The organism is Pelagerythrobacter marensis (assembly GCF_036700095.1).
Classification (GTDB): Bacteria; Pseudomonadota; Alphaproteobacteria; order Sphingomonadales; family Sphingomonadaceae; genus Pelagerythrobacter; species Pelagerythrobacter marensis_A.
In genome coordinates this window covers 1,452,236-1,471,478 of the sequence record NZ_CP144918.1, presented here as the reverse complement: position 1 = coordinate 1,471,478, position 19,243 = coordinate 1,452,236, and the positions used below count along the sequence as shown (strand labels likewise).

Here is a 19,243-nt window from a genome sequence, read left to right as displayed (position 1 = left end):
TTCAGGCCAGTTCCACCTGGCTGACCGAATAGCCCTGCCCGCGCAGCGATTCCACCAGCGCATCGATCTGTTCCCGGTCGCGCGCTTCGCATTCGATGTCGGTTATCAGCCCCTTGGCCGGGAGACTGGTGAATATCCGCTGGTGATAGATCTCGATGATATTGACGTTGTGCGCCTCGAACTCGCGCATCACCCGATAGAGCGCACCCGGCCTGTCCTGCAGGGTGATGCGCAGGCGCGCGAGCCGGCCCGAACGGGCCAGATCGCGCAGCAGCACGTTGGCAAGCAGGCGGGTGTCGATATTGCCCCCGCACAGGACGAGCCCGATCTTGCGCCCGGCAAAGCGGTCGCGGTGTTCGAGCACTGCCGCAAGGCCCGCCGACCCGGCCCCTTCCACGACCGTCTTTTCGATCTGGAGGAGGAGGGAAACCGCCTTTTCCAGCGATTCCTCGCTCACCAGCAGGATATCGTCGACACGTTCCGCAATCACCTCGGACGTGAAAGCCCCCGGCGCCTTGACCGCGATCCCTTCGGCCAGGGTGTCGCCGCCGCAATCGCGATCCTCGCCCTTCACCCGCGCATACATCGACGGGAACAGGGCGGCCTGCACGCCGACCACTTCGATCCCGGGGCGAAGCGCGCGCGCCACGGTCGACATGCCGGAAATCAGCCCGCCGCCGCCGATCGGGGTGACCAGGCAATCGATTTCGGGCGCGTCCTCGAGCATTTCCAGCGCGACAGTGCCCGCGCCGGCCGCCACATCGGGATCGTCGAAGGGATGGACGAATGTGAGGCCCAGTTCCTTCTCCAGCTTGCGCGCATGGGCATAGGCCTCGTCGAAGGTCTCCCCCTCCAGCACGACCTGGCCGCCGACGCTTTCGGTCTGCATGATTTTCACCGTCGGCGTCGGGCGCGGCATCACGATCGTCACCGGAACGCCCAGGCGCGTTCCGTGATAGCTCAACCCCTGCGAATGATTGCCGGCCGAGGCGGCGATGACTCCGCGCTCGCGCTGCTCCGGCGTCAGGAGCAGGAGCGCGTTGAGAGCGCCGCGTTCCTTGTACGCTGCGGTGAACTGAAGATTTTCGAACTTCAGCCAGATGTCCGCGCCGGCAATGTCGGATAGGGTCCTGCTGTACATCGTCGGCGTGCGGACCACGGCGCCTGCGATCCGCGCGGCGGCCGCGCGGACGTGATCGACGGTAAGCTTGTCGGCGGAGGATTCCGCGACGGAAACGGCTTTGCTCTGACTCATGACCCAGCGCCCTAGGGCAAAAGATCGGGCCAGGAAACATGCCTCTTGCATCACCCCCGCATTCGCGCCGTGCAGGCATTTGCAACGCCGGCGACTTGCCGTAATTGCCGGCAGGGTCCGGCGCCGTCTGCGCCGGGTGTGCCACAGGAGAGACGATGATCCGCCTTGCCCTTCCCGCCCTTTTGCTCGCCGCCTTCTGCAGCGCTGCGCCCGCCGGCGCAGACACGCTGGTCGACAACGTCCAGGGCGTCACGATCGACGCAGACGGCGATATCGACACTTTTACAGGGCTCGTGATCGACAACGACGGGCGGATCAAAAAGGTGCTGGACCGGCGCGACAAGCGCCCCCGCGAGGTCGACTTTCACGTCGACGGCAAGGGGCGCTTCGTCATCCCCGGGATCGTCGATTCGCATCTGCACGTCATGGGGATCGGCCTGGCCGCGCTGACGCTCGACCTCTCCGACACCGCTTCGCTGGCGGAAGCGCAGGCGAAAATCGCCGACTATGCCGCTGCGAACCCCGGGAAACGGTGGATCGTCGGACGCGGATGGAATCAGGAAAAGTGGGGGCTGGGGCGGTTTCCGACCGCGGCCGAACTGGACGCCGCCGTGGCCGACCGTCCGGTCTGGCTCGAACGGGTCGACGGCCACGCCGGCTGGGCCAACAGCGCCGCGATGCGGCTGGCCAATGTCGACGAGGCGACCCCCGATCCGGCAGGCGGACGAATCGTTCGGATCGCGGGCACGCGCCGGCCGGCCGGCGTGTTCGTCGATGCGGCGAGCGAACTGGTTGCATCCAAACTGCCCGCGCTGCGCCCCGAGGATCGCGATCTGGCGTTGCAGAAGGCGCAGGACATTCTGCTGCGTCACGGGATCACGGCCGTTGCCGATATGGGCACAACGATCGAGGACTGGCAAACCTACCGCCGCGCCGGCGATGGCGGCTGGTTGAAGATCCGGATCATGGCCTATGCCGCCGGCACCGGCGCGATGGAACTGATCGGCGGCCCCGGCCCGACGCCGTGGCTCTACGACGACAAGCTGCGGCTGAACGGGGTGAAGATCTATCTCGACGGCGCGCTCGGCTCGCGCGGAGCCTGGCTCAAGCGCCCCTATGCCGACGACCCCGACAACAACGGCCTGCCGCTCCTGACCGGGTCGCAGCTTCGCAATCTGATGAGCCGCGCCGCGCTCGACAGGTTTCAGGTCGCCGTCCACGCCATCGGGGACGCGGCAAACGCCGAGGTGCTGGCAGCGATCGAGGAACTCTCGTCGACGTACCCCGGCGACCGTCGCTGGCGGATCGAGCATGGACAGATCGTCGACCCGGCGGACATTCCGCAGTTCGCCCGACATGGCGTGATTGCCTCGATGCAGCCGGTGCATCAGACGTCCGACAGGCAAATGGCAGAACGGCGTCTCGACCCGCCGCGGCTTCAGGGGGCCTACGCCTGGAAATCGATCGCCGAAACCGGCGCTCCGCTGGTGTTCGGATCCGACGCGCCCGTCGAATCGCCCGATCCATTCGCCGGCCTTGCGGCGGCGTTCACCCGGCGCGATGCACAGGGCCGGCCGTTCGGGGGGTGGTATCCGGCCGAAGCGGTCAGCCGCGAGCGGGCTCTTGCGGCCTTTACCAGCGCCGGCGCCCACGCCGGCTTTGCCGAAGGACGTTTCGGGCGCCTGATCGAAGGCGAACGGGCGGATTTCGTGATAATCGACCGCGATCCCCTGCTGTCCACGCCCGAGGAACTGCGCGGCACGCGGGTGATCGAAACCTGGGTCGGCGGGGAGCGATTCGTGCAGAGCGAATCGCCCCGCCACGCCGACTGATATGCGCGCCGCGGGCGAATCCGTCGGGATTCGAATAAAAAATGCAATTGGCATTCTTTAACTTTCCTCGGGCATTGCCCGGGCGTGGCGAGACTTTTCGGCCACAGTGCCCCGGTTATTGAAAGTTGCCGGGAATTTTGGGTTGTCACTCGAATTCGCCTGTCCTACGAGGGGCGACGAGTTTCGAACTATTGAAGTGCTCAGGAGACGTATCGATGAAATTCCGCAATGTTCTTGCCGCCACGGCTGCTCTGTCCCTGGCCGCCTCGCCGGCTCTTGCTCAGTCGGCCCCGGTTGCCGATCGTTCGGCGGCCCCGGTTGCTGAAGAGAGCGAACTTGGTGGTGAAGGCGGTTCGGGCATCATCCTCGCCATCCTGGCGGCAGCTGCCGTGATCGCGGGCATCGTGATTGCCGTCGACGGTGACGACGATCCGGTCAGCGCCTGATCCGAACGGATCAGACGAGAGTTTGAGAAAACGGGGCCTTCCGGCCCCGTTTTTTTGTGCGCGGGAAGGATGCCTTCCCAAACCTGTCGGTTTTGTATCGAGAGACAAGCCCCGCAAGCTCGCAGACAACGCAAAGACCCGGGAGGTTCGCCTGTTTCCGAGCCCCGGTGCAGGCTGAAGCCTCCGGTCGCACGATCATCCGATGCCGGTCGCTCCCTCCGAGGAACGTCGGTGGCATGAAATCCCTCCCCTCGCGGGGAACTTGGGTGTAGCGGCACTCTGCCGCCCGGATGCTATCAGCTCTCCTGCCCGGCGCCCTCGGCCTCCCCTTCGCTTCCTGCCGACAGGCGTTGCCGTTCGGTAATCCGCATCAGCGCAAGCGACCCTTCGAACAGCAGGAGCAGCGGAACCGCCAGGATCAGCTGCGAACCGGGATCGGGCGGCGTCACGACCGCCGCGATCGCAACCACGAGCACGACGACATAGCGACGCGCCGAAACGAGCTGGGCCCGGGTGACGATCCCCGCGCGATTGAGCAGCAGGAGCAGGACCGGCAGCAGGAAGCTGATCCCGAAGGCGAGAATGAACTGCATGACCAGCGAGAGATAGTTGCCGGTGCCCGGCAGAGCCTCGATATCGAGCCCCCCGACCCTGCCCTCGAACCCGAGGAACCAACGGAAGGCCGTGGGCATGACCACGTAGTAGGCGAGCGCGGCGCCGATCACGAACAGCACCGGCGTCGCGATAAGGAATGGCAGGAACGCTCTTTTCTCGCGGGCATAGAGACCCGGCGCAACGAAAGCCCAAAGCTGGTTGGCGATGATCGGGAAGCTGATGAAGAACGCAGCGAACAGCGCGACCTTCAACTCCACGAAGAACGCCTCGTACAGCTGGGTATAGATCAACCGGCCCTCACCGTCGGGAAAAGCGGCGGTCAGCGGGCGCACGAGAAACCCGAAGATATCGTCCGCAAAATAGAGGCAGACGGCGAACGCCACCGCGAGCGCCGCGACGCAGCGCACCAGACGGGTTCGCAGCTCGATCAGGTGATCGAGCAGGGGGGCTTGCGTATCGTCGAGATCGCGTAACTTCAGCGCCATTGCGGCCCTATCCTGCCGGGGGCTTGCCAAGCGGAAGGCCGGGCTGATCGCCGTTCGCGCCCGACTGCTCGTCGTTCGCGTCCGTCTTCGCCCCCTCTTCCGGCGGTTCCGCCTGTCGAGGCCTCGACTCGGCCGCGGTTTCGCGCTGGTCCAGCGGTTCCATCTCCTGTTCCGGGTGCCGGGCCATGATGCGCGCGTTCTGTTCGCGCCACTTCTTCTCCATGTCTTCCATTTCGGCTTCGCGAACCATCGCGTCGATGCCGGTGCGGAAGTGCGCCGACACCCGGCGGATCTTGCCGATCCACCGGCCTGCCGTGCGCAGCGCGAGCGGCATGTCCTTCGGGCCGATCACGATGATCGCCACGATCGCGATTACGAGCAGTTCCGTTGCGCCGATATCGAACATGGGGTCAGGCGGCGCGCGTCGGCCGCGTCACTTTGCGTTGTCGCGCGTTTCCGCCGGCTTGGCTTCGGATGCGGCGTCGGAGGCCGGCTTCGCCTCGTGCCCAGGCCCTTCGATGCGCGGAGCAGGCTTGGCCGCCTGACCGTCTTCCTCGTTCATGCCTTGCTTGAAGCTTTTGATGCCTTTGCCGAAATCTCCCATCATCTCCGAAATGCGGCCGCGCCCGAACAGGACGAGAATCACGAGCGCGATGATGATAAGCTGCCAGGGGCCGAGCGACATGGGGAACCTTTCCGATTGCGTTGCCACCGATATAGGCGTTCGCCCCGCCTTGTGCCAGCGGCGAACCGCGCCGGTTCAGCCTTCCGGTGCCTGCCCGGGCACGGCCGGCGAATCTCCCTCGCCCTCGTCGGTCGCAACCAGCGCATCGTAGGCCTGATCGACCGGATCGAGCAAGCCCGCAGCGCGCAGTTCGTCGATCCCCGGCAAGTCGCGTCGCGATTCGAGGCCGAAATGCTGCAGAAAGTCGGGCGTCGTTGCATAGATCACCGGCCGCCCCGGCACTTCGCGCCGCCCCGCGACCCGCACCCAGCCCGTCTCCATCAACACGTCGAGCGTGCCCGACGATGTCTGCACCCCGCGAATCGATTCGATTTCCGCGCGGCTGACCGGCTCGTGATAGGCGACGATCGCCAGAACCTCGGTCGCTGCCCGGCTGAGGCGGCGAACCTGTTCGCGTTCGCGCCGCAAGAGGTGGGCGAGGTCGGGCGCGGTCTGGAAATGCCAGCGCCGCCCGCGTTCGACCAGTTCGATCCCGCGGCCCGAATATTGGCCGGCGAGCGCGTGCAAGGCGGCCCGGACCTCGGCCGGATCGGCATCCCCCAGATGGCCGGCAAGCGCATCGACCGTCATCGGTTCTTCCGCCGCGAACAGCGTGGCCTCGACCGCGCGCTGAAGCTCGTCCGGCGCGCCGCTCATGAAGTCGCCCTGCGCAATCGAAGCGCGCCGAAAGTTTCCTGCTGGTCGATCTCCGCCTTGCCCAGTCGCGCAAGTTCCAGCGCGGCGACGAAACTGGAAGCCAGTGCCGAACGTCGCAGGCGCGGTTCGGCATGGGGCGGCAGGAAATCGCGCAAGTCCATCCAGTCGAGCGTCACGCCCAGCATGGCCGATACCCGGTCCAGCGCGGATTCGAGCGTCATGACCGGCCGTTCGCGAACCATGTGAATAGCGGGCGCAGTGCGCGCCTTCACGCGTCCATAGGCCTGGACGAGCGAATACCAGTCGCATGTCCAGCGGGTCGTCCGGTCGATCCGCAAGCCTTCGGGCCGCGCCCGCAGGAACACGTCGCGCCCGATCCGGTCGCGCGCCATCAATCGCGCAGCCGCCTCGCGCATCGCGCCCAGTCGCTGCAGGCGCAATTGCAGGCGCAAGGCCAGTTCTTCCGGGCTCGGATCCTCCTGCTCGTCGCGCGGCAGCAGCAGCGCCGATTTCAGGTATGCCAGCCACGCGGCCATCACCAGATAGTCGGCCGCCAGTTCCAGCCGCAACGCTTCGGCCCGTTCGATATAGTCGAGATACTGATCGACGAGCGAAAGGATCGAAATGGAGCGCAAATCGACTTTCTGCCTGCGCGCCAGATCGAGCAGAAGATCGAGTGGACCTTCCCATCCGTCCAGCTCCAGATAGAGCGACGTTTCCTCGGCCTCGCGCGTTCCCGGCCCTTCCCAGTCGCCGCGGTTCGCGTCGAAGGCCGGATCATCGGCGGCAATCGTCTCCGCCTCCGTCATGCGGTCTGCTCCGCCTGGGCGAGCAACGCATCGCGTTTGGCGAGAAGCGCTCGGCGGTCGCCCTCGTCATGACGGAGAGCCGTGCCTTCGAGCGCACGATCGAGCCGCTCACGCCCACGCTGGCCCAATTCCGGCAAGCGGCTGGCGATTTCGACCATGTCGTCGATTTTCGCCCAGCAGTTCAGTACCAGGTCGCAGCCGGCGGCAATGGCGCGCTCGGCACGCTCGGGCACCGAACCGGCGAGTGCCTCCATGTCGATGTCGTCGGTCAGCAGCAGCCCGTCGAAGCCGATCTGCCCGCGGATGACTTCCCCGATGACGGTCGGCGACAGCGTGGCCGGGTTCTCGCTGTCCCAGGCCGTGAACAGCAGGTGCCCGGTCATGCCCACGGGCGCATTGGCCAGCGAGCGGAAAGGCGCAAGGTCGGTTTCCAGCTCGGCCGCGCTGGCGGTGACGGTCGGCAGTTCCTTGTGCGTGTCGGTGCTCGACCGGCCGTGGCCGGGCATGTGCTTGATGCACCCCGCCACCCCGCCCCGGGCCAGCCCGTCCAGGATGGCGCGGCCGATTGCGGCGACCTGCATCGGCTCGCTTCCCAGCGCGCGGTCGCCGATCACATCGTGCGCACCGTCCCGCCGCACGTCCAGCGGCGGATGGCAGTCGACCGTTATGCCCATGGCCGACAGCTCCAGCGCCATCGCTTCGGCATTGACGCGGGCGGCCTCGATCGCGCTGGCCGGGGCGAGGCGATAGAGGCGGTCGAATGCCTCCCCCGCCGGGTATTCGCCCCAGTGCGGCGGACGCAAGCGAGCCACCCGGCCCCCTTCCTGATCGATGCAGATGAACAGACGCTCCCGCCCGTGGAGTTCGCGCAGGCTGTCGGTCAGCGCGCGCAGCTGATCGCGCGTATCGCAGTTTCGACCGAACAGGATGTAACCCGCCGGATCGGCATCGCGGAAAAAGTCGCGCTCCCCGGCATTCAGGGAAGTGCCGGACAGTCCGAAAATGGCGGGCGTCATGCCTTGGGGAATCGCAGCTATCGCCGGTTATCGCAAGCGCGACACGCCGCGGCGATGTGCAAAACGCCGCCCTATCGCTCTATCCCGCGTTCACCGGATCAGGGCTTTACCTGGCAGGCCACCCCATCGGCCTGCAATGTCTCGCACAGCTGGCGGGCGGAGGCCAGGTCGTCGGCGATCGCCTGGAGACGATAGACCTTGCCGATATCGGCCTGCCCTTCGACGATACGGTGGCGAACCCCGTTGAGAGCGTCGGTCTGGCGCATGAGAGTGGTCCACCCGCGCTGTGCGGTTTCGCGGCTGGAGAACGCGCCGACCTGCACTCCGACGCCTTCCGGGGCGTCGCTCGCGTCCGCGGAACCCTTGCCACCCCCGGCAGAGGGCTGCGCGGCGCTGCTTTCGGCCAGCCTTCCTTCCCGCGTTTCGCCCTCGCCGATCGCCGGCGCAACATTGCCGGTCCCGTCGGCAATCCGGCCGCCGGGGTCTTCGGGCCTTTCCTTGTAGGGCCCCTCGGGCGCCTCGATCGTGCTGCCGTCGGCCACGACGTCGCCGCCCGAATCGCGATTGAGCAGATACCAGCCTCCGCCCACCACCGCGGCCAGGATCAACAAGGCGATGAGCACGAAACCGACGATACGGCCGGTATCGACGCCCGGCTCCTCGTAATCGGCCGATTCGAGCCAGGGCAGGCGTTCGTCCTCGTCGAGTTCGAGGCGGCCGTTGTCTTCGGCGTCCTCCCACGCTTCGGTCCCCGGTTCCTCGCCTTCGTATTCCCCTTCGCGCCCCGCCATGACTACATCTCCTCCACGGCCTCCACTCCAAGCAGAGCCAGGCCATTGCGCACTACCTGCCCGATCTGCGCGGCGAGGAAAAGCCTCGCCGCAGTCAGCTCGGCGTCTTGTGCCACGATGAAGCGTTTTGCGGGGTCGTCGTTCCCCAGGTTCCAGTAAGCGTGGAATGCCGCCGCGAGATCATAGAGGAAGAAGGCGATACGGTGCGGCTCGCGCGCCTGTGCAGCGGCTTCGACCACGCGCGGGAACTGCGCCGCCTGCTTGACCAGCGAAAGCTCCTCCGCACCCAGCCGGTCGAGCGCGGAAGCCGAGGGTTCGACACCCTCCGCCGCCCCCTTGCGCAAGGTCGAGCTGATCCGCGCATGGGCGTATTGCACGTAGAAGACGGGATTGTCCTTCGACGCTTCCACCACTTTGGCGAAATCGAAATCCATCTGCGCTTCGGGCTTGCGCGTCAGCATCGTGAAGCGGACCACGTCCTTGCCCACTTCGCGCACGACATCGGCCAGCGTGACGAAAGTGCCGCTGCGTTTCGACATCTTCACCGGTTCGCCGCCGCGCAGAAGCTGCACCATCTGGACCAGCTTCACGTCGAAAGGAATCGGCTTGCCGCCTTCCTCGCTCTGGCCCTCGCTCAGCGCCGCGACGGCGGCCTTGATCCGCTTGACCGTGCCGGCATGGTCGGCGCCCCAGATGTCGATCAGCGCATCGGCGCTTTCCGCCTTCTGCATGTGATAGGCGAGATCGGCGCCGAAATAGGTCCATTTGCCGTCGCTCTTGCGAATGGGCCGGTCCTGGTCGTCGCCGAACCGGGTCGAGCGGAACAGCGGCAGTTCGACCGGCTCCCAGTCCTCCGGCGTCTTGCCCTTGGGCGCTTCCAGCAGTCCGTCGTAGACGAGATCGTGCTGGCGCAGCCAGGCTTCGGCCGCTTCGGGCTTGCCCGCCTTTTGCAGCTCCGCTTCCGAGGCGAAGACGTCGTGATGGATGCCCAGCAGCGCCAGGTCCTCGCGAATCAGCGCCATCATCGCCGCCACCGCGCGCTCGCGGAACAACGGCAGCCACTCGCTTTCGGGCCGGTCGCGATAGCTGTCGCCGAACTCGGCGGCGAGCGCTTCGCCCACCGGCTTCAGATAATCGCCGGGGTAGAGACCTTCGGGGATCGCGCCGATATCGTCGCCCAGCGCCTCAAGATAACGCAAGTGCGCCGAACGCGCGAGCACGTCGACCTGCGCGCCGGCATCGTTGACGTAGTATTCGCGGATGACCGTATGGCCGGCGAACTCCAGCAAGGCGGCGAGCGCATCGCCCACCACCGCGCCGCGGCAATGCCCCATGTGCATCGGACCGGTCGGATTGGCGGATACATATTCGATGTTGACCCGCTGGCCCTGCCCCAGGACGGACCGGCCATAGTCGCCGCCAAGCCGGGCGATCGCGTTAAGTTCCCGGCGCCATGCGGCATCGGCCAGCCGCATATTGATAAATCCCGGGCCGGCGATTTCCGCGCTCTCGATCTCCACGTCGCGCTGCAGGTGTTCGACGATCTTTTCCGCCAGTGCGCGGGGGTTGGTCGCAGCCTGTTTCGCCAGGACCATCGCGGCATTGGTGGCCAGGTCGCCGTGGCTGGCATCGCGCGGAGGTTCGACAGCGACATGGGCGCGCGAAGTGCCGGCCGGCAGCGCACCTTCGGTTTCGAGCGCGGCGAGCACGGCATCGACTTTCGCCGCGAAAGCGGCATGGAGGGTCTTTCTATCCGACATGGCCCGCGCGGTTAGACGAAATGGGACAAAGCGCAAGCATGCGCCGCCCCCGCCGCGGGCCGGCGCCAGTTCAACGCGTGGCGTTGTAAGCGAGCTGTTCCTCGGTCAGCTGGAAGCCGACCAGGAGTTCGAACGTCGCACGATTCAGCGCAGCCCGAACTTCCGGGTTGGCCAGCGGATCGAGGGCAGCATCGGGATCGCCGGGCTCGCGGCGACGCGTGATCTGTTCGCGGATATCCTCCGGCAAAGTGGCTGCGGCGCGATCGACGAAAGCGCCGGCAACGCCGCGTCCCTGGGCCCGCTCCTGCCCCGGGGCGAAATCGATCACCACGGTGCCCACACGCTTCGACTGAACGGCCGAACCGCCGCGCAGGACCGTGGCGAAATAGGGCAGTTCGACCCGGCGTGCCTCGCGCGTGTCGCTGCGCCGCGCGAGCACGTCGAACGTCGCTTCGGCGTAGATCCGCTCCGCCCCCTGCTCGTTGCAGGTCGAACGAAGATTCGTGATCGATGCCGTGACGTCGATGTCGGCCGCCGTCCTGCTGCCGGGCGTGCGGAATGTCGTGATGTCGCCGGTATAGTCGGGAACGCCGACTGCGGGGCACGGGGTGCGGACGGCGGTAATGCCCACGCCCTGGTCGATGACGAGATCGCCCTCCCCCGCACAGGCCGCCAGTGCTGCGGCGAGAGCGACGGGGGCTAGGGCGCGGCGGCTCGGGATCATGCAAGGCTTCCTTCGAATTCCAGTGAGGCCGCCCTAGCGGCGCGAGCGGCAAAGCGCTAGAGGCGCAGACATGAATGCCCCATTGCAGACCTCTGCGCGCACGGACCGGCGCCCTGCGCTGACCCTGCTGATCGCCGCACCGCGCGGATTCTGCGCCGGCGTAGACCGGGCGATCGAGATCGTGGAACGCGCGCTCGAGCGCTACGGAGCCCCCGTCTACGTGCGGCACGAGATCGTCCACAACCGCTACGTGGTCGACAATCTCAAAGCCAAGGGCGCAGTGTTCGTCGAAGAGCTGGACGCGGTGCCCGACGGCGCACCGGTGGTGTTCAGCGCCCATGGCGTGCCCAAGGCGGTGCCGGCGGAAGCCGAGCGGCGCGGCCTCGATTACCTCGACGCGACCTGCCCGCTGGTCAGCAAGGTCCACCGCCAGGCCGAACGCCAGATCGAGGCGGGCCGCCATATCGTTTTCATCGGGCACAAGGGGCATCCGGAAGTCATCGGCACGATGGGCCAGGTTCCCGAAGGCACGATGACGCTGGTCGAAACGCTGGAGGATGTGGAAACTCTGGGCTTTTCCCAGGACGAACCATTGGCCTACCTGACGCAGACCACCCTTTCGGTGGAGGATACGCGCAACATCGTCACCGCGCTCAGGGAACGGTATCCGCAGATCGTCGGCCCGCGGGCGGAGGATATCTGCTATGCCACGTCCAACCGCCAGGCCGCCGTCCGGGCCGTGGCGCCGAGCAGCGACCTGGTGCTGGTGATCGGGGCGCCCAATTCCTCCAACTCCCTGCGCCTGGTGGAAGTCGCCGAACGCTGCGGCACCGATGCCAGGCTGATCCAGCGCGCCAGCGACATCCGCCCCGAATGGCTCGACGGCGTGGGCACGATCGGCCTGACAGCCGGTGCCTCCGCCCCCGAAACGCTGGTTCGCGAAGTCGTGGACCGGCTTGCGCAATGGCGCGCGGTGGAAGAGCACACGCTGGTCACAGCCGAAGAGAAAATGGTGTTCAAACTGCCGCGGCAACTGGCGGACTGACACACGCGTGGCGGTCTATACCCACCTCGGAGCCGAGGACCTGGCAGATCTCATCGCGCACTACGACGTCGGCAATCTGGTGTCCGCCAAAGGGATTGCCGAAGGCGTTTCCAACAGCAACTGGCTGATCGAAACCGATCGCGCGCGCTACATCCTGACGATGTACGAGCGGCGGATCGAGCTGGACGACCTGCCCTTTTTCCTCGGCTTGCTCGACCATCTTTCGGCAGCGGGGTGCCCCGTGCCGCGCACGATCCACGATCGCGAAGGGCGCGCCTGGCGGATTCTCGACGGCAAGGCCATCGCTCTGATCGAGTTCCTCCCCGGCGTTTCGGTCGATCGGCCGACGCCCGGCCAGGCCTATGCCGTGGGCGCGGCGCTGGCGGAGCTTCATCGCGCCTCGGCCGACTATCCCGGTTCGCGCGCGAACGACTTGCGCCCGCGCGACTGGCAAAGCCTGCTCGACCGGTGCGGCGGCGATCTCGGCAGCATCGATCCGCACCTTCCGGCGCTGACCGCGCGGCATATGCCCGACCTGCTCGAACAATGGCCGAACGACTTGCCCGAAACCGTGATTCACGCCGATCTGTTTCCCGACAACGTCCTGATGCTGGGCGACCGGGTCGGCGGATTGATCGATTTCTACTTCGCCTGCCGCGATTTCGCCGCTTACGACGTGGCCGTCACCCATGCAGCCTGGTCGTTCGACAAGGCGGGCTCGCGCTATCGCGAGGACGTGGGAAGCGCGCTGATGGCCGGTTACGAACGCGCACGGCCGCTTTCGTCTGCGGAGCGCGCCGCACTGCCTTTGCTGGCGCGCGGCGCCGCGATGCGCTTTGTCGCGACGAGGGCGTTCGACTGGCTCGACACCCCGGAAGATGCTCTCGTCACGCGCAAGGACCCGATGGATTTCGCCCGGCGGCTGGAATTCTACGCCGAAGCGGGCGACGCCCCCTTTGCCCCGAAGGCATAAAGCGGCAACAGACGATGGAAATGAAACAGGTCGAAATCTTCACCGACGGCGCGTGCAAGGGCAACCCGGGCCCTGGCGGCTGGGCAGCCCTCTTGCGCATGGGGCAGCACGAAAAGGAACTGGCCGGGGCCGAAAGCGACACGACCAACAACAGAATGGAACTGACCGCCGCGATCCGCGGCCTTCAGGCCCTGACCGAACCGTGCCGCGTGACGCTCTATTCGGACAGCAAATACGTGCTCGACGGCATCACGAAATGGGTTGCGGGATGGCAGCGCCGCGGATGGCAGAACGCAAGCAGGAAACCGGTTCGCAACGCCGACCTGTGGCACGAACTGATCGACGCCGCCGCGCGGCACGAGATGAGCTGGCGCTGGGTCCGCGGCCACAACGGCCACCCGGAAAACGAGCGGGTGGACCGCCTCGCCAGCGACGAAGCGGACCGTATCGCCCGCGAAGAAGGAGCGGGCTGACCCGCCCGAGCGTCAGCTTTCGTCGATGGTTTCCGCGTCCGGGCCATTCGCCTTGATCGATTCGATCGCGTTCTTGGCGCCGGCCTTGCTCGAATAGCCTTCGGTCCAGAAGATCGGTTCCGAATTGTACATGAAGTACGCGACGAATTCGTCGGCCTTGTTCTTCTTGATCTTGAAGTGGTGAGCCATCGTAGAAATTCTCCCGAAGGGTGGAAACCGGGCGGCACCCTAACAAATGTCGGGCCGATTGCCAGCCGCCTCCGATCGAAGAAATCGCGCCGGGGTATAGAGCCGCGGATCGAGCGCGGCGGTCATCGCGTCGCGTTCATGCCCCAGCAGCAACTGCGCCCCGAGGCGCGCCGCCGCGGGGGAGGTCTGGATCCCGAAGCCGCCCTGCCCGGCGAACCAGAAGAAGGCGTCGTCTGCCGGGTCGAACCCATAGACGGGCCGCCGATCGGATGCGAAGCTGCGCAGTCCGGCCCACTTGCGCTCGACGGCCTCCACCTGCCAGTCCACCACGGTTTCGAGGCTGGCGATCGCCTGGGCGACGGGCAGTTCGTCGGCCGCGGTATCGCACGGCGGCGATGGCGTTTCGTCCTGCGGGCTGAGCCAGAGCCGGCCGTTCTCCGGCTTGAAATAGAAGCTCCCCGAAATGTCGAGCACCAGCGGGAGGTCGTCCGCCGGGGCCGGATCGACCCGCAGCTGCGCGACCGTTCGCTGCAAGGGCACGATGCCCAGAGGGTCGACTCCTGCGAGCGTCGCCACCTCGTCCGCCCAGGCCCCCGCCGCGTCGACAAGGATGGCAGCCTCGAACCGGCCCCCGCACTCGGTCGCGATCGACCATCCCCCTTTGTGCCGTTCGAGGCCGGTGACGCGCGCGCGCACCTCCAACCGGCCGCCCGCTCTGCCGAATGCGGCGAGGTAATGGGCATGGAGACCGGCCACGTCGATATCGGCGCAGGCCGCTTCCCATACCCCGCCGGTCCACGCCGGGCGAAGGCCCGGTACGATTTCCTCGAGCCGCGCCCGACCAAGACGTTCCAGCGTCGCGCCGCTGCGGGTGAATCGTTCCACGAACCTGTCCAGCGCTTCGGTCTCGCGGGCTCGCCCGATATACAGCGCGCCGCGCTGCGCGAGGAAGCCGCGCTCGCGCAAATAGGGGCCGGAAGCGAGCGTGAGCGGGACGATCCCCTCCCCGCCGTAACATTCTTCCCAGAACGCGGCGGAGCGCCCGGTGGCGTGGTAACCGGGGCGATCTTCCGCTTCGAGGACCAGAACCCGGGCATGGGGCGCGAGTTCGGCCGCCAGGCTGGCCCCTGCCATTCCCGCACCGACAATCGCAATATCGAACCGCTCCGCCAATCCGCCTCTATCCCTCATCGTGCCGGGCCACGGCCGCTCGGTCGAGGAAATCCGCGATCGCCGTCATCGCCCGGTCGCGAACGGGGTCGACCTCGCGCAGGATTTCATGCCGTGCTTCATCGCCGAACGACAGCAGTTCGCCCGCCGGCAGGCGGCGCGCGGCGGCCTCTATCGCGATCATGTCGACCAGCTTGTCGTTGGAGGTTCCGAGCAGAAGGACCGGCACCCGGATGGCTTCCAGCACGTCCGGCCGGTCGAGCGCACGCATCGATTCGTAAGCGCGCTCCACCCAGCCCCAGCTGCCCGGCCCCATGACCAGTTCGGGCCGTTTCTCCCGCCACCACAGCTCGTCCTCGTACCGCTCGGCATCGTGGGTCAGCAGGTTTATCCGTGTGACCGGAACCTCGCCCGGTTTCTCGCTCCATTTCCAGGCCGGACGGGCGGGATCGCCGAACCGCTTCATCACATCCGCCACCCGATGCATCCAGCTGACCGGCAGGATGCTTCCGTAGAAGCCGAGCATCGGCGCGGACAGGATCGCCGCATCGGGATCGACCCGGCGTTCGGCCATTGCGCGCAGGACCAGATGTCCGCCCATCGAATGGCCCATGAGGACATGGGGCGCGGGGGTCTGCGCCTTCCAGTCCTGCCAGAGGTGCGCCAGGTCGTCGACCCACCGTGCGAAATCGTCGATATGGCCCGTCACCCGGTCGTTGCCCAAACGGCCGGAGCCGGCCTGGCCGCGCCAGTCCGACGCGGTGACGCGCCAGCCCGCGCGATGCCACTGCTCCAGCGCTTCCAGATATTTCTCGTAACAGTCCCCGCGCCCCGGCAGAAACAGGATCGATCCGCGCGGGGTCCCGCCGGCCCCCGGCCAGTCGATCCTGCGAATGGCATGTCCGTCCGGCGCCATCCAGCGGCTTTCCGCCGCGTGCGGGGGAATGGCGCGGCGATCGATCGGGCCGGGTTCGGGCTGGACGTTCTCGGTTCGATTGATGCCCGCTCTCCTGCACGTGGTTACTGTTTGGTAAGCGATAAACTTTAGCACCGGGGCCCCAGGGGAATTATCGGGGGTTTCGATGCCGGGAGGCCAATTCCACTACGTACTGCTTGCAGGCTTGGCAATCGCGCTGGTCGTTGCGGCATGTACCGATATCCGGCGGCGCCAGATCGACAACTGGCTGACACTGTCCATCGCGCTCGGCGCGCCGCTGTTCTGGTGGGCCAGCGGGGCTTCGCTCTGGCCCGGCGTGGCCGCGCAACTGGGCGTGGCGCTCGCCGTGTTCGCAGTGCTCGCCGGCCTGTTCGCGCTGGGATGGATGGGCGGCGGCGACGTCAAGTTGCTGACCGCGCTCGCGCTGTGGATCGAACCGGGGGCGTTCCTGCAGTTGCTGATCGTCATGGCTCTGGCCGGGGGCCTGCTCACGGTCGTTCTGGGCGCCTGGCATGTCATGCGCCGCCAGCGCGATCGCCTCGCCGTGCCTTACGGGGTCGCGATCTCGTTCGGCGGCCTCTGGGTTCTTTGCACCCACTATCTGCCGCCTGCCGGAATCGGTCCGATTCCGGGGTGAACCCGATTTTAACCAGTCGGCCACTAGAGCCGGAAACCATATCCGCTCGCATCGGTCGCGGGCAATACGAGGGGGCTTGTTAAGCCATGGACAGGAAGAAGCTGGTTCTGCTGCTCGGCGCGCTGGTGATCGCGATCGCCACGGCCCTGGCGGCCCGCAGCATGTTTGCCGGGGCCTCCACGCCCCGGGTCGAGGCGGCGCCGATTCCGCAAGGGCCCAAGGTGCTGGTCGCGCAACGCGCGCTGCCGACGGGCACGATCATCACCGCCGACGCGCTCGGGTTCCAGATGTGGCCCGAAGAACTGGTGAAGGACGCCTATTTTCTCGACGGCGAATCGGACATCTCCAAATTGCTCGGCACCGTGGTGCGCCACCCGATCACGGCGGGCGAGCCGGTAACCCAGGGTTCCCTCGTCAGCCCGGGCGACAGCGGTTTTCTCGCAGCCGCCCTCGGCCCCGGAATGCGGGCCGTGACCGTGCCGGTTTCGGCCAAGACCGGCGTTGCCGGCTTCGTCTTCCCGGGCGACCGGGTCGATCTGGTGCTGACCCAGTCGGTCAAGGGCGAGGACGGCCAATCGCTGAAGGCTTCCGAGACCATCCTGCGCAATCTGCGCGTCCTCGCAACCGACCAGTCCACGACCCAGGAGACGGTCGATGGCAAGACGGTCGTGCGCGCATTTCGGACCGTCACGCTGGAAGTGACGCCCAAGATCGCCGAGAAAGTCGCAGTTGCGCAGACGATCGGCACCCTCAGCCTGTCGCTGCGCGCGATCGCCGACAGCCAGTCCGAACTCGAACGCGCGATCGCGGCAGGCGACATCAAGGTGCCCGACGACGCGAGCCCCGAAGAGGAAGAAAAGCTGCTGCGCGAAGCGATGGCGCGCCCGATCGACCAGGGGACGACTTACGTGACCGGCGGCGACGTCTCGCGCTTCCAGCGCTCGAGCATGCCCGCCATGCGCTCGACCGCCCCTGCCGCGCCCGCTCCACGCAATTCGGGCGGCGGCTATTCGGTCGGTGCCCCTGCCCCCAGCGGGCCCGTCGTGCGGGTAACGCGCGGCAAGGACACTGTCGAAGTTCCGGTCGGGAAGAATTGACCATGCGCCCGGACCGCAAACTTATCGCCTGCCGCCGCCGCGGCACGCAATCGAAAGGCAAGACTATGGAATGCCGCCTTCTCGCAGCCGCGCTGTTTGCGGGGGCCGCGCTGGCCCCGCTCGGGACTTTGCATGCCCCGGCCGCCCACGCACAGGCCGTCTCCCGCCCGGCGCAGAGCATCGTGCTGTCGATCGGCCGGGGTGAGCTGATCAGCGTGCCCGGCACGATGGCCGATGTTTTCGTGGCCAACGACTCGATCGCCGACGTGCAGGTCAAATCGCGGCGCCAGCTCTATGTCTTCGGCAAGGCAGGCGGCGAGACCACGATCTACGCCAGCAATGCAGCCGGCGATGTCATCTGGTCGGCGAATGTCCGCGTGGGTTCGAACATCGACAGCATCCCCCAGATGCTGACGCTCGCCATGCCGGAGGCGCAGATCTCCGTCGCGACAATGGGGACCAACACGGTGCTGCTCACCGGCACGGTGGCGGCCCCCGAAGACGCGGCCGAAGCGGAACGCCTCGTGCAGGCATTCGTCGGCGAGGAAATGAACGTCATCAGCCGGCTGAAGATGGCCACGCCGCTTCAGGTCAACCTGCAGGTCCGGTTCGCCGAAGTCAGCCGATCGCTGGTTCGCGCCATCGGCGCCAACCTGGCATCGTTCGACGGTTCGAGCGGCTTCAAGTTCGGCGTCACCACCGGCCGCTCCCCCTTCCCCCAGTATGCGCCCGGCGGCGGAGTGTTCACCGGGGTGACCGAAGCCACCGAAGGCACCAGCGTGGTGACCGGGATCGAAGGCGGAACGACCCTCTCGGGCTTCGGCAAGTTTCTCGGCCTCGATCTTGCCGGCGCGCTCGACCTTGCCGAGCGCAACGGCTTGCTGACGACGCTTTCGCAACCGAACCTGACCGCGCTTTCCGGCGAGACGGCCGAGTTTCTGGCGGGCGGGGAATTCCCCATTCCGATCAGCCAGGGTCTTGGCACCACGGCAGTGGAGTATCGCAAGTTCGGCGTGAGCCTGGCGTATACGCCGACGGTTCTTGCCAACGGACGGATTTCGATCCGCGTGCGGCCGGAAGTATCCGAACTGTCGAGCCAGGGCGCGGTGACGATGGAGGGTTTCCAGATTCCCGCGCTGACGATCCGCCGGGCCGAAACCACCGTCGAACTCGGCTCGGGCCAGAGTTTCATGATCGCCGGATTGATGAGCAACAGCGCCCAGAGCACGATCGACAAGGCGCCGGGAATCGGCGACGTGCCGATCCTCGGCAACCTGTTCCGCTCGCGCCAGTTCCGCAAGGGCGAAACCGAGCTGGTCATCGTGGTGACGCCGTATCTGGTGAACCCCGTCGACGCCAACGACATCCGCTTGCCGACCGATGGCTTCCACGCCCCCGACGAAGCCACCGGCCTGTTCGGGTATCAGGAAAATGCCGGGGTGAGCGGAGAACGCCGTCCCGCCCCCACGGCCGTCGATCGCGATGCGCCCCAGCCCGAAGTCTCGCGGGCCGATCCTCAGGCGGTCCTCCCCGGATCGTCGGGGAGCAAGCGGCGCGAGAGCGGAAACGCCGCCCCCGGCTTCAGCCTGAAGTGAGAAAGGTGAACTC

The 19,243-nt window shown here is 66.8% G+C and carries 21 protein-coding genes; 8 read left to right on the top strand and 13 right to left on the bottom strand.

The genetic code is table 11. The annotated features are described in order from the left end of the window. Nucleotide 1: 1 nt before the first annotated feature. Nucleotides 2-1,255 carry a threonine ammonia-lyase gene (locus V5F89_RS06855; RefSeq protein WP_338444923.1) on the bottom strand — a complete coding sequence of 418 codons (1,254 nt, stop codon included), beginning with the start codon at nt 1,253-1,255 and terminating at the stop codon, nt 2-4. Nucleotides 1,256-1,410: 155 nt separating this feature from the next. Between V5F89_RS06855 and V5F89_RS06850 the strand changes: the two genes are divergently transcribed. Together V5F89_RS06850 and V5F89_RS06845 are read left to right on the top strand one after the other, a co-directional pair. Further along, nucleotides 1,411-3,087 (top strand): amidohydrolase, encoded by a 1,677-nt coding sequence (locus tag V5F89_RS06850; RefSeq protein WP_338444922.1) that lies wholly within the window; start codon nt 1,411-1,413, stop codon nt 3,085-3,087. Nucleotides 3,088-3,302: 215 nt separating this feature from the next. Continuing rightward, the gene (locus V5F89_RS06845) at nt 3,303-3,533 is read left to right on the top strand and encodes a hypothetical protein (protein WP_338444921.1); all 231 of its coding nucleotides are present in this window, start codon (nt 3,303-3,305) and stop codon (nt 3,531-3,533) included. A gap of 296 nt (nt 3,534-3,829) precedes the next feature. Here V5F89_RS06845 and tatC read toward each other — a convergent pair whose 3' ends face one another. The 9 genes from tatC to V5F89_RS06800 all read right to left on the bottom strand — a co-directional run bounded on the left by tatC (nt 3,830) and on the right by V5F89_RS06800 (nt 11,114). Then, the gene (tatC, locus tag V5F89_RS06840; protein WP_338444920.1) at nt 3,830-4,633 is read right to left on the bottom strand and encodes a twin-arginine translocase subunit TatC; all 804 of its coding nucleotides are present in this window, start codon (nt 4,631-4,633) and stop codon (nt 3,830-3,832) included. Nucleotides 4,634-4,640: 7 nt separating this feature from the next. Further along, nucleotides 4,641-5,039 (bottom strand): Sec-independent protein translocase protein TatB, encoded by a 399-nt coding sequence (gene tatB, locus V5F89_RS06835; protein ID WP_338444919.1) that lies wholly within the window; start codon nt 5,037-5,039, stop codon nt 4,641-4,643. Nucleotides 5,040-5,066: 27 nt separating this feature from the next. Next, entirely contained in the window at nt 5,067-5,318 is a 252-nt protein-coding gene (gene tatA / locus V5F89_RS06830) for a twin-arginine translocase TatA/TatE family subunit (protein ID WP_338444918.1), read from the bottom strand. Nucleotides 5,319-5,393: 75 nt separating this feature from the next. Next, nucleotides 5,394-6,014, bottom strand: coding sequence for an SMC-Scp complex subunit ScpB (gene scpB, locus V5F89_RS06825; RefSeq protein WP_338444917.1), 621 nt, complete (start codon nt 6,012-6,014; stop codon nt 5,394-5,396). After that, the gene (locus V5F89_RS06820; RefSeq protein WP_338444916.1) at nt 6,011-6,823 is read right to left on the bottom strand and encodes a ScpA family protein; all 813 of its coding nucleotides are present in this window, start codon (nt 6,821-6,823) and stop codon (nt 6,011-6,013) included. The genes scpB and V5F89_RS06820 overlap by 4 nt, the downstream gene beginning before the upstream one ends. Beyond that, on the bottom strand, nt 6,820-7,839 hold the full coding sequence (gene nagZ / locus V5F89_RS06815) for a beta-N-acetylhexosaminidase (RefSeq protein WP_338444915.1): 1,020 nt from the start codon (nt 7,837-7,839) through the stop codon (nt 6,820-6,822). The genes V5F89_RS06820 and nagZ overlap by 4 nt, the downstream gene beginning before the upstream one ends. A gap of 98 nt (nt 7,840-7,937) precedes the next feature. Next, on the bottom strand, nt 7,938-8,630 hold the full coding sequence (locus V5F89_RS06810) for an SPOR domain-containing protein (RefSeq protein WP_338444914.1): 693 nt from the start codon (nt 8,628-8,630) through the stop codon (nt 7,938-7,940). A 2-nt stretch (nt 8,631-8,632) separates the two neighbouring features. Continuing rightward, nucleotides 8,633-10,390: an arginine--tRNA ligase gene (argS, locus tag V5F89_RS06805; RefSeq protein ID WP_338444913.1), complete on the bottom strand. Its 1,758-nt coding sequence runs from the start codon at nt 10,388-10,390 to the stop codon at nt 8,633-8,635. A gap of 70 nt (nt 10,391-10,460) precedes the next feature. Next, a complete protein-coding gene (locus V5F89_RS06800; RefSeq protein WP_338444912.1) occupies nt 10,461-11,114 on the bottom strand; it encodes a hypothetical protein in 654 nt (217 codons plus the stop codon). A 70-nt stretch (nt 11,115-11,184) separates the two neighbouring features. Between V5F89_RS06800 and ispH the strand changes: the two genes are divergently transcribed. The 3 genes from ispH to rnhA are packed head-to-tail and all read left to right on the top strand — an operon-like array spanning nt 11,185 to nt 13,605. After that, nucleotides 11,185-12,159 (top strand): 4-hydroxy-3-methylbut-2-enyl diphosphate reductase, encoded by a 975-nt coding sequence (gene ispH / locus V5F89_RS06795; protein ID WP_338444911.1) that lies wholly within the window; start codon nt 11,185-11,187, stop codon nt 12,157-12,159. Between the two features lie 7 nt (nt 12,160-12,166). Next, nucleotides 12,167-13,132 carry a homoserine kinase gene (gene thrB / locus V5F89_RS06790; RefSeq protein ID WP_338444910.1) on the top strand — a complete coding sequence of 322 codons (966 nt, stop codon included), beginning with the start codon at nt 12,167-12,169 and terminating at the stop codon, nt 13,130-13,132. A 20-nt stretch (nt 13,133-13,152) separates the two neighbouring features. Beyond that, complete coding sequence (rnhA, locus tag V5F89_RS06785; protein ID WP_338444909.1) at nt 13,153-13,605, top strand: ribonuclease HI; 453 nt, start codon at nt 13,153-13,155, stop codon at nt 13,603-13,605. 12 nt (nt 13,606-13,617) lie between these two features. Here the strand turns inward: rnhA and V5F89_RS06780 are convergent, their stop codons facing one another. Genes V5F89_RS06780 through V5F89_RS06770 form a run of 3 tightly spaced genes read right to left on the bottom strand, consistent with a single transcriptional unit; the run spans nt 13,618 to nt 15,880 of the window. Further along, on the bottom strand, nt 13,618-13,794 hold the full coding sequence (locus tag V5F89_RS06780; protein WP_338444908.1) for a YegP family protein: 177 nt from the start codon (nt 13,792-13,794) through the stop codon (nt 13,618-13,620). Between the two features lie 39 nt (nt 13,795-13,833). After that, on the bottom strand, nt 13,834-14,985 hold the full coding sequence (locus V5F89_RS06775) for an FAD-dependent oxidoreductase (RefSeq protein ID WP_338444907.1): 1,152 nt from the start codon (nt 14,983-14,985) through the stop codon (nt 13,834-13,836). Beyond that, nucleotides 14,975-15,880: an alpha/beta hydrolase gene (locus V5F89_RS06770; protein ID WP_338444906.1), complete on the bottom strand. Its 906-nt coding sequence runs from the start codon at nt 15,878-15,880 to the stop codon at nt 14,975-14,977. Before V5F89_RS06770 ends, V5F89_RS06775 begins: the two co-directional genes overlap by 11 nt. 166 nt (nt 15,881-16,046) lie before the next feature. On the opposite strand from V5F89_RS06770, the gene V5F89_RS06765 reads away from it, so the two are divergent. The 3 genes from V5F89_RS06765 to V5F89_RS06755 all read left to right on the top strand — a co-directional run bounded on the left by V5F89_RS06765 (nt 16,047) and on the right by V5F89_RS06755 (nt 19,230). Then, nucleotides 16,047-16,538: an A24 family peptidase gene (locus V5F89_RS06765; protein WP_338444905.1), complete on the top strand. Its 492-nt coding sequence runs from the start codon at nt 16,047-16,049 to the stop codon at nt 16,536-16,538. Between the two features lie 86 nt (nt 16,539-16,624). Then, nucleotides 16,625-17,635 carry a Flp pilus assembly protein CpaB gene (gene cpaB / locus V5F89_RS06760; RefSeq protein ID WP_338444904.1) on the top strand — a complete coding sequence of 337 codons (1,011 nt, stop codon included), beginning with the start codon at nt 16,625-16,627 and terminating at the stop codon, nt 17,633-17,635. Between the two features lie 65 nt (nt 17,636-17,700). Then, nucleotides 17,701-19,230: a type II and III secretion system protein family protein gene (locus V5F89_RS06755; protein WP_338444903.1), complete on the top strand. Its 1,530-nt coding sequence runs from the start codon at nt 17,701-17,703 to the stop codon at nt 19,228-19,230. Nucleotides 19,231-19,243: the final 13 nt, after the last annotated feature.

Bases quoted from the DNA above. Each gene is read 5' to 3' on its own strand.
- V5F89_RS06770 (WP_338444906.1), bottom strand. From the start codon at position 15,880: ATGGCGCCGGACGGACATGCCATTCGCAGGATCGACTGGCCGGGGGCC.
- V5F89_RS06755 (WP_338444903.1), top strand. From the start codon at position 17,701: ATGGAATGCCGCCTTCTCGCAGCCGCGCTGTTTGCGGGGGCCGCGCTG.
- argS (WP_338444913.1), bottom strand. From the start codon at position 10,390: ATGTCGGATAGAAAGACCCTCCATGCCGCTTTCGCGGCGAAAGTCGAT.
- V5F89_RS06775 (WP_338444907.1), bottom strand. From the start codon at position 14,985: ATGAGGGATAGAGGCGGATTGGCGGAGCGGTTCGATATTGCGATTGTC.
- V5F89_RS06850 (WP_338444922.1), top strand. From the start codon at position 1,411: ATGATCCGCCTTGCCCTTCCCGCCCTTTTGCTCGCCGCCTTCTGCAGC.
- V5F89_RS06810 (WP_338444914.1), bottom strand. From the start codon at position 8,630: ATGGCGGGGCGCGAAGGGGAATACGAAGGCGAGGAACCGGGGACCGAA.
- tatB (WP_338444919.1), bottom strand. From the start codon at position 5,039: ATGTTCGATATCGGCGCAACGGAACTGCTCGTAATCGCGATCGTGGCG.
- nagZ (WP_338444915.1), bottom strand. From the start codon at position 7,839: ATGACGCCCGCCATTTTCGGACTGTCCGGCACTTCCCTGAATGCCGGG.
- V5F89_RS06820 (WP_338444916.1), bottom strand. From the start codon at position 6,823: ATGACGGAGGCGGAGACGATTGCCGCCGATGATCCGGCCTTCGACGCG.
- rnhA (WP_338444909.1), top strand. From the start codon at position 13,153: ATGAAACAGGTCGAAATCTTCACCGACGGCGCGTGCAAGGGCAACCCG.
- ispH (WP_338444911.1), top strand. From the start codon at position 11,185: ATGAATGCCCCATTGCAGACCTCTGCGCGCACGGACCGGCGCCCTGCG.
- V5F89_RS06845 (WP_338444921.1), top strand. From the start codon at position 3,303: ATGAAATTCCGCAATGTTCTTGCCGCCACGGCTGCTCTGTCCCTGGCC.
- V5F89_RS06780 (WP_338444908.1), bottom strand. From the start codon at position 13,794: ATGGCTCACCACTTCAAGATCAAGAAGAACAAGGCCGACGAATTCGTC.
- tatA (WP_338444918.1), bottom strand. From the start codon at position 5,318: ATGTCGCTCGGCCCCTGGCAGCTTATCATCATCGCGCTCGTGATTCTC.
- scpB (WP_338444917.1), bottom strand. From the start codon at position 6,014: ATGAGCGGCGCGCCGGACGAGCTTCAGCGCGCGGTCGAGGCCACGCTG.
- V5F89_RS06765 (WP_338444905.1), top strand. From the start codon at position 16,047: ATGCCGGGAGGCCAATTCCACTACGTACTGCTTGCAGGCTTGGCAATC.
- cpaB (WP_338444904.1), top strand. From the start codon at position 16,625: ATGGACAGGAAGAAGCTGGTTCTGCTGCTCGGCGCGCTGGTGATCGCG.
- V5F89_RS06800 (WP_338444912.1), bottom strand. From the start codon at position 11,114: ATGATCCCGAGCCGCCGCGCCCTAGCCCCCGTCGCTCTCGCCGCAGCA.
- tatC (WP_338444920.1), bottom strand. From the start codon at position 4,633: ATGGCGCTGAAGTTACGCGATCTCGACGATACGCAAGCCCCCCTGCTC.
- V5F89_RS06855 (WP_338444923.1), bottom strand. From the start codon at position 1,255: ATGAGTCAGAGCAAAGCCGTTTCCGTCGCGGAATCCTCCGCCGACAAG.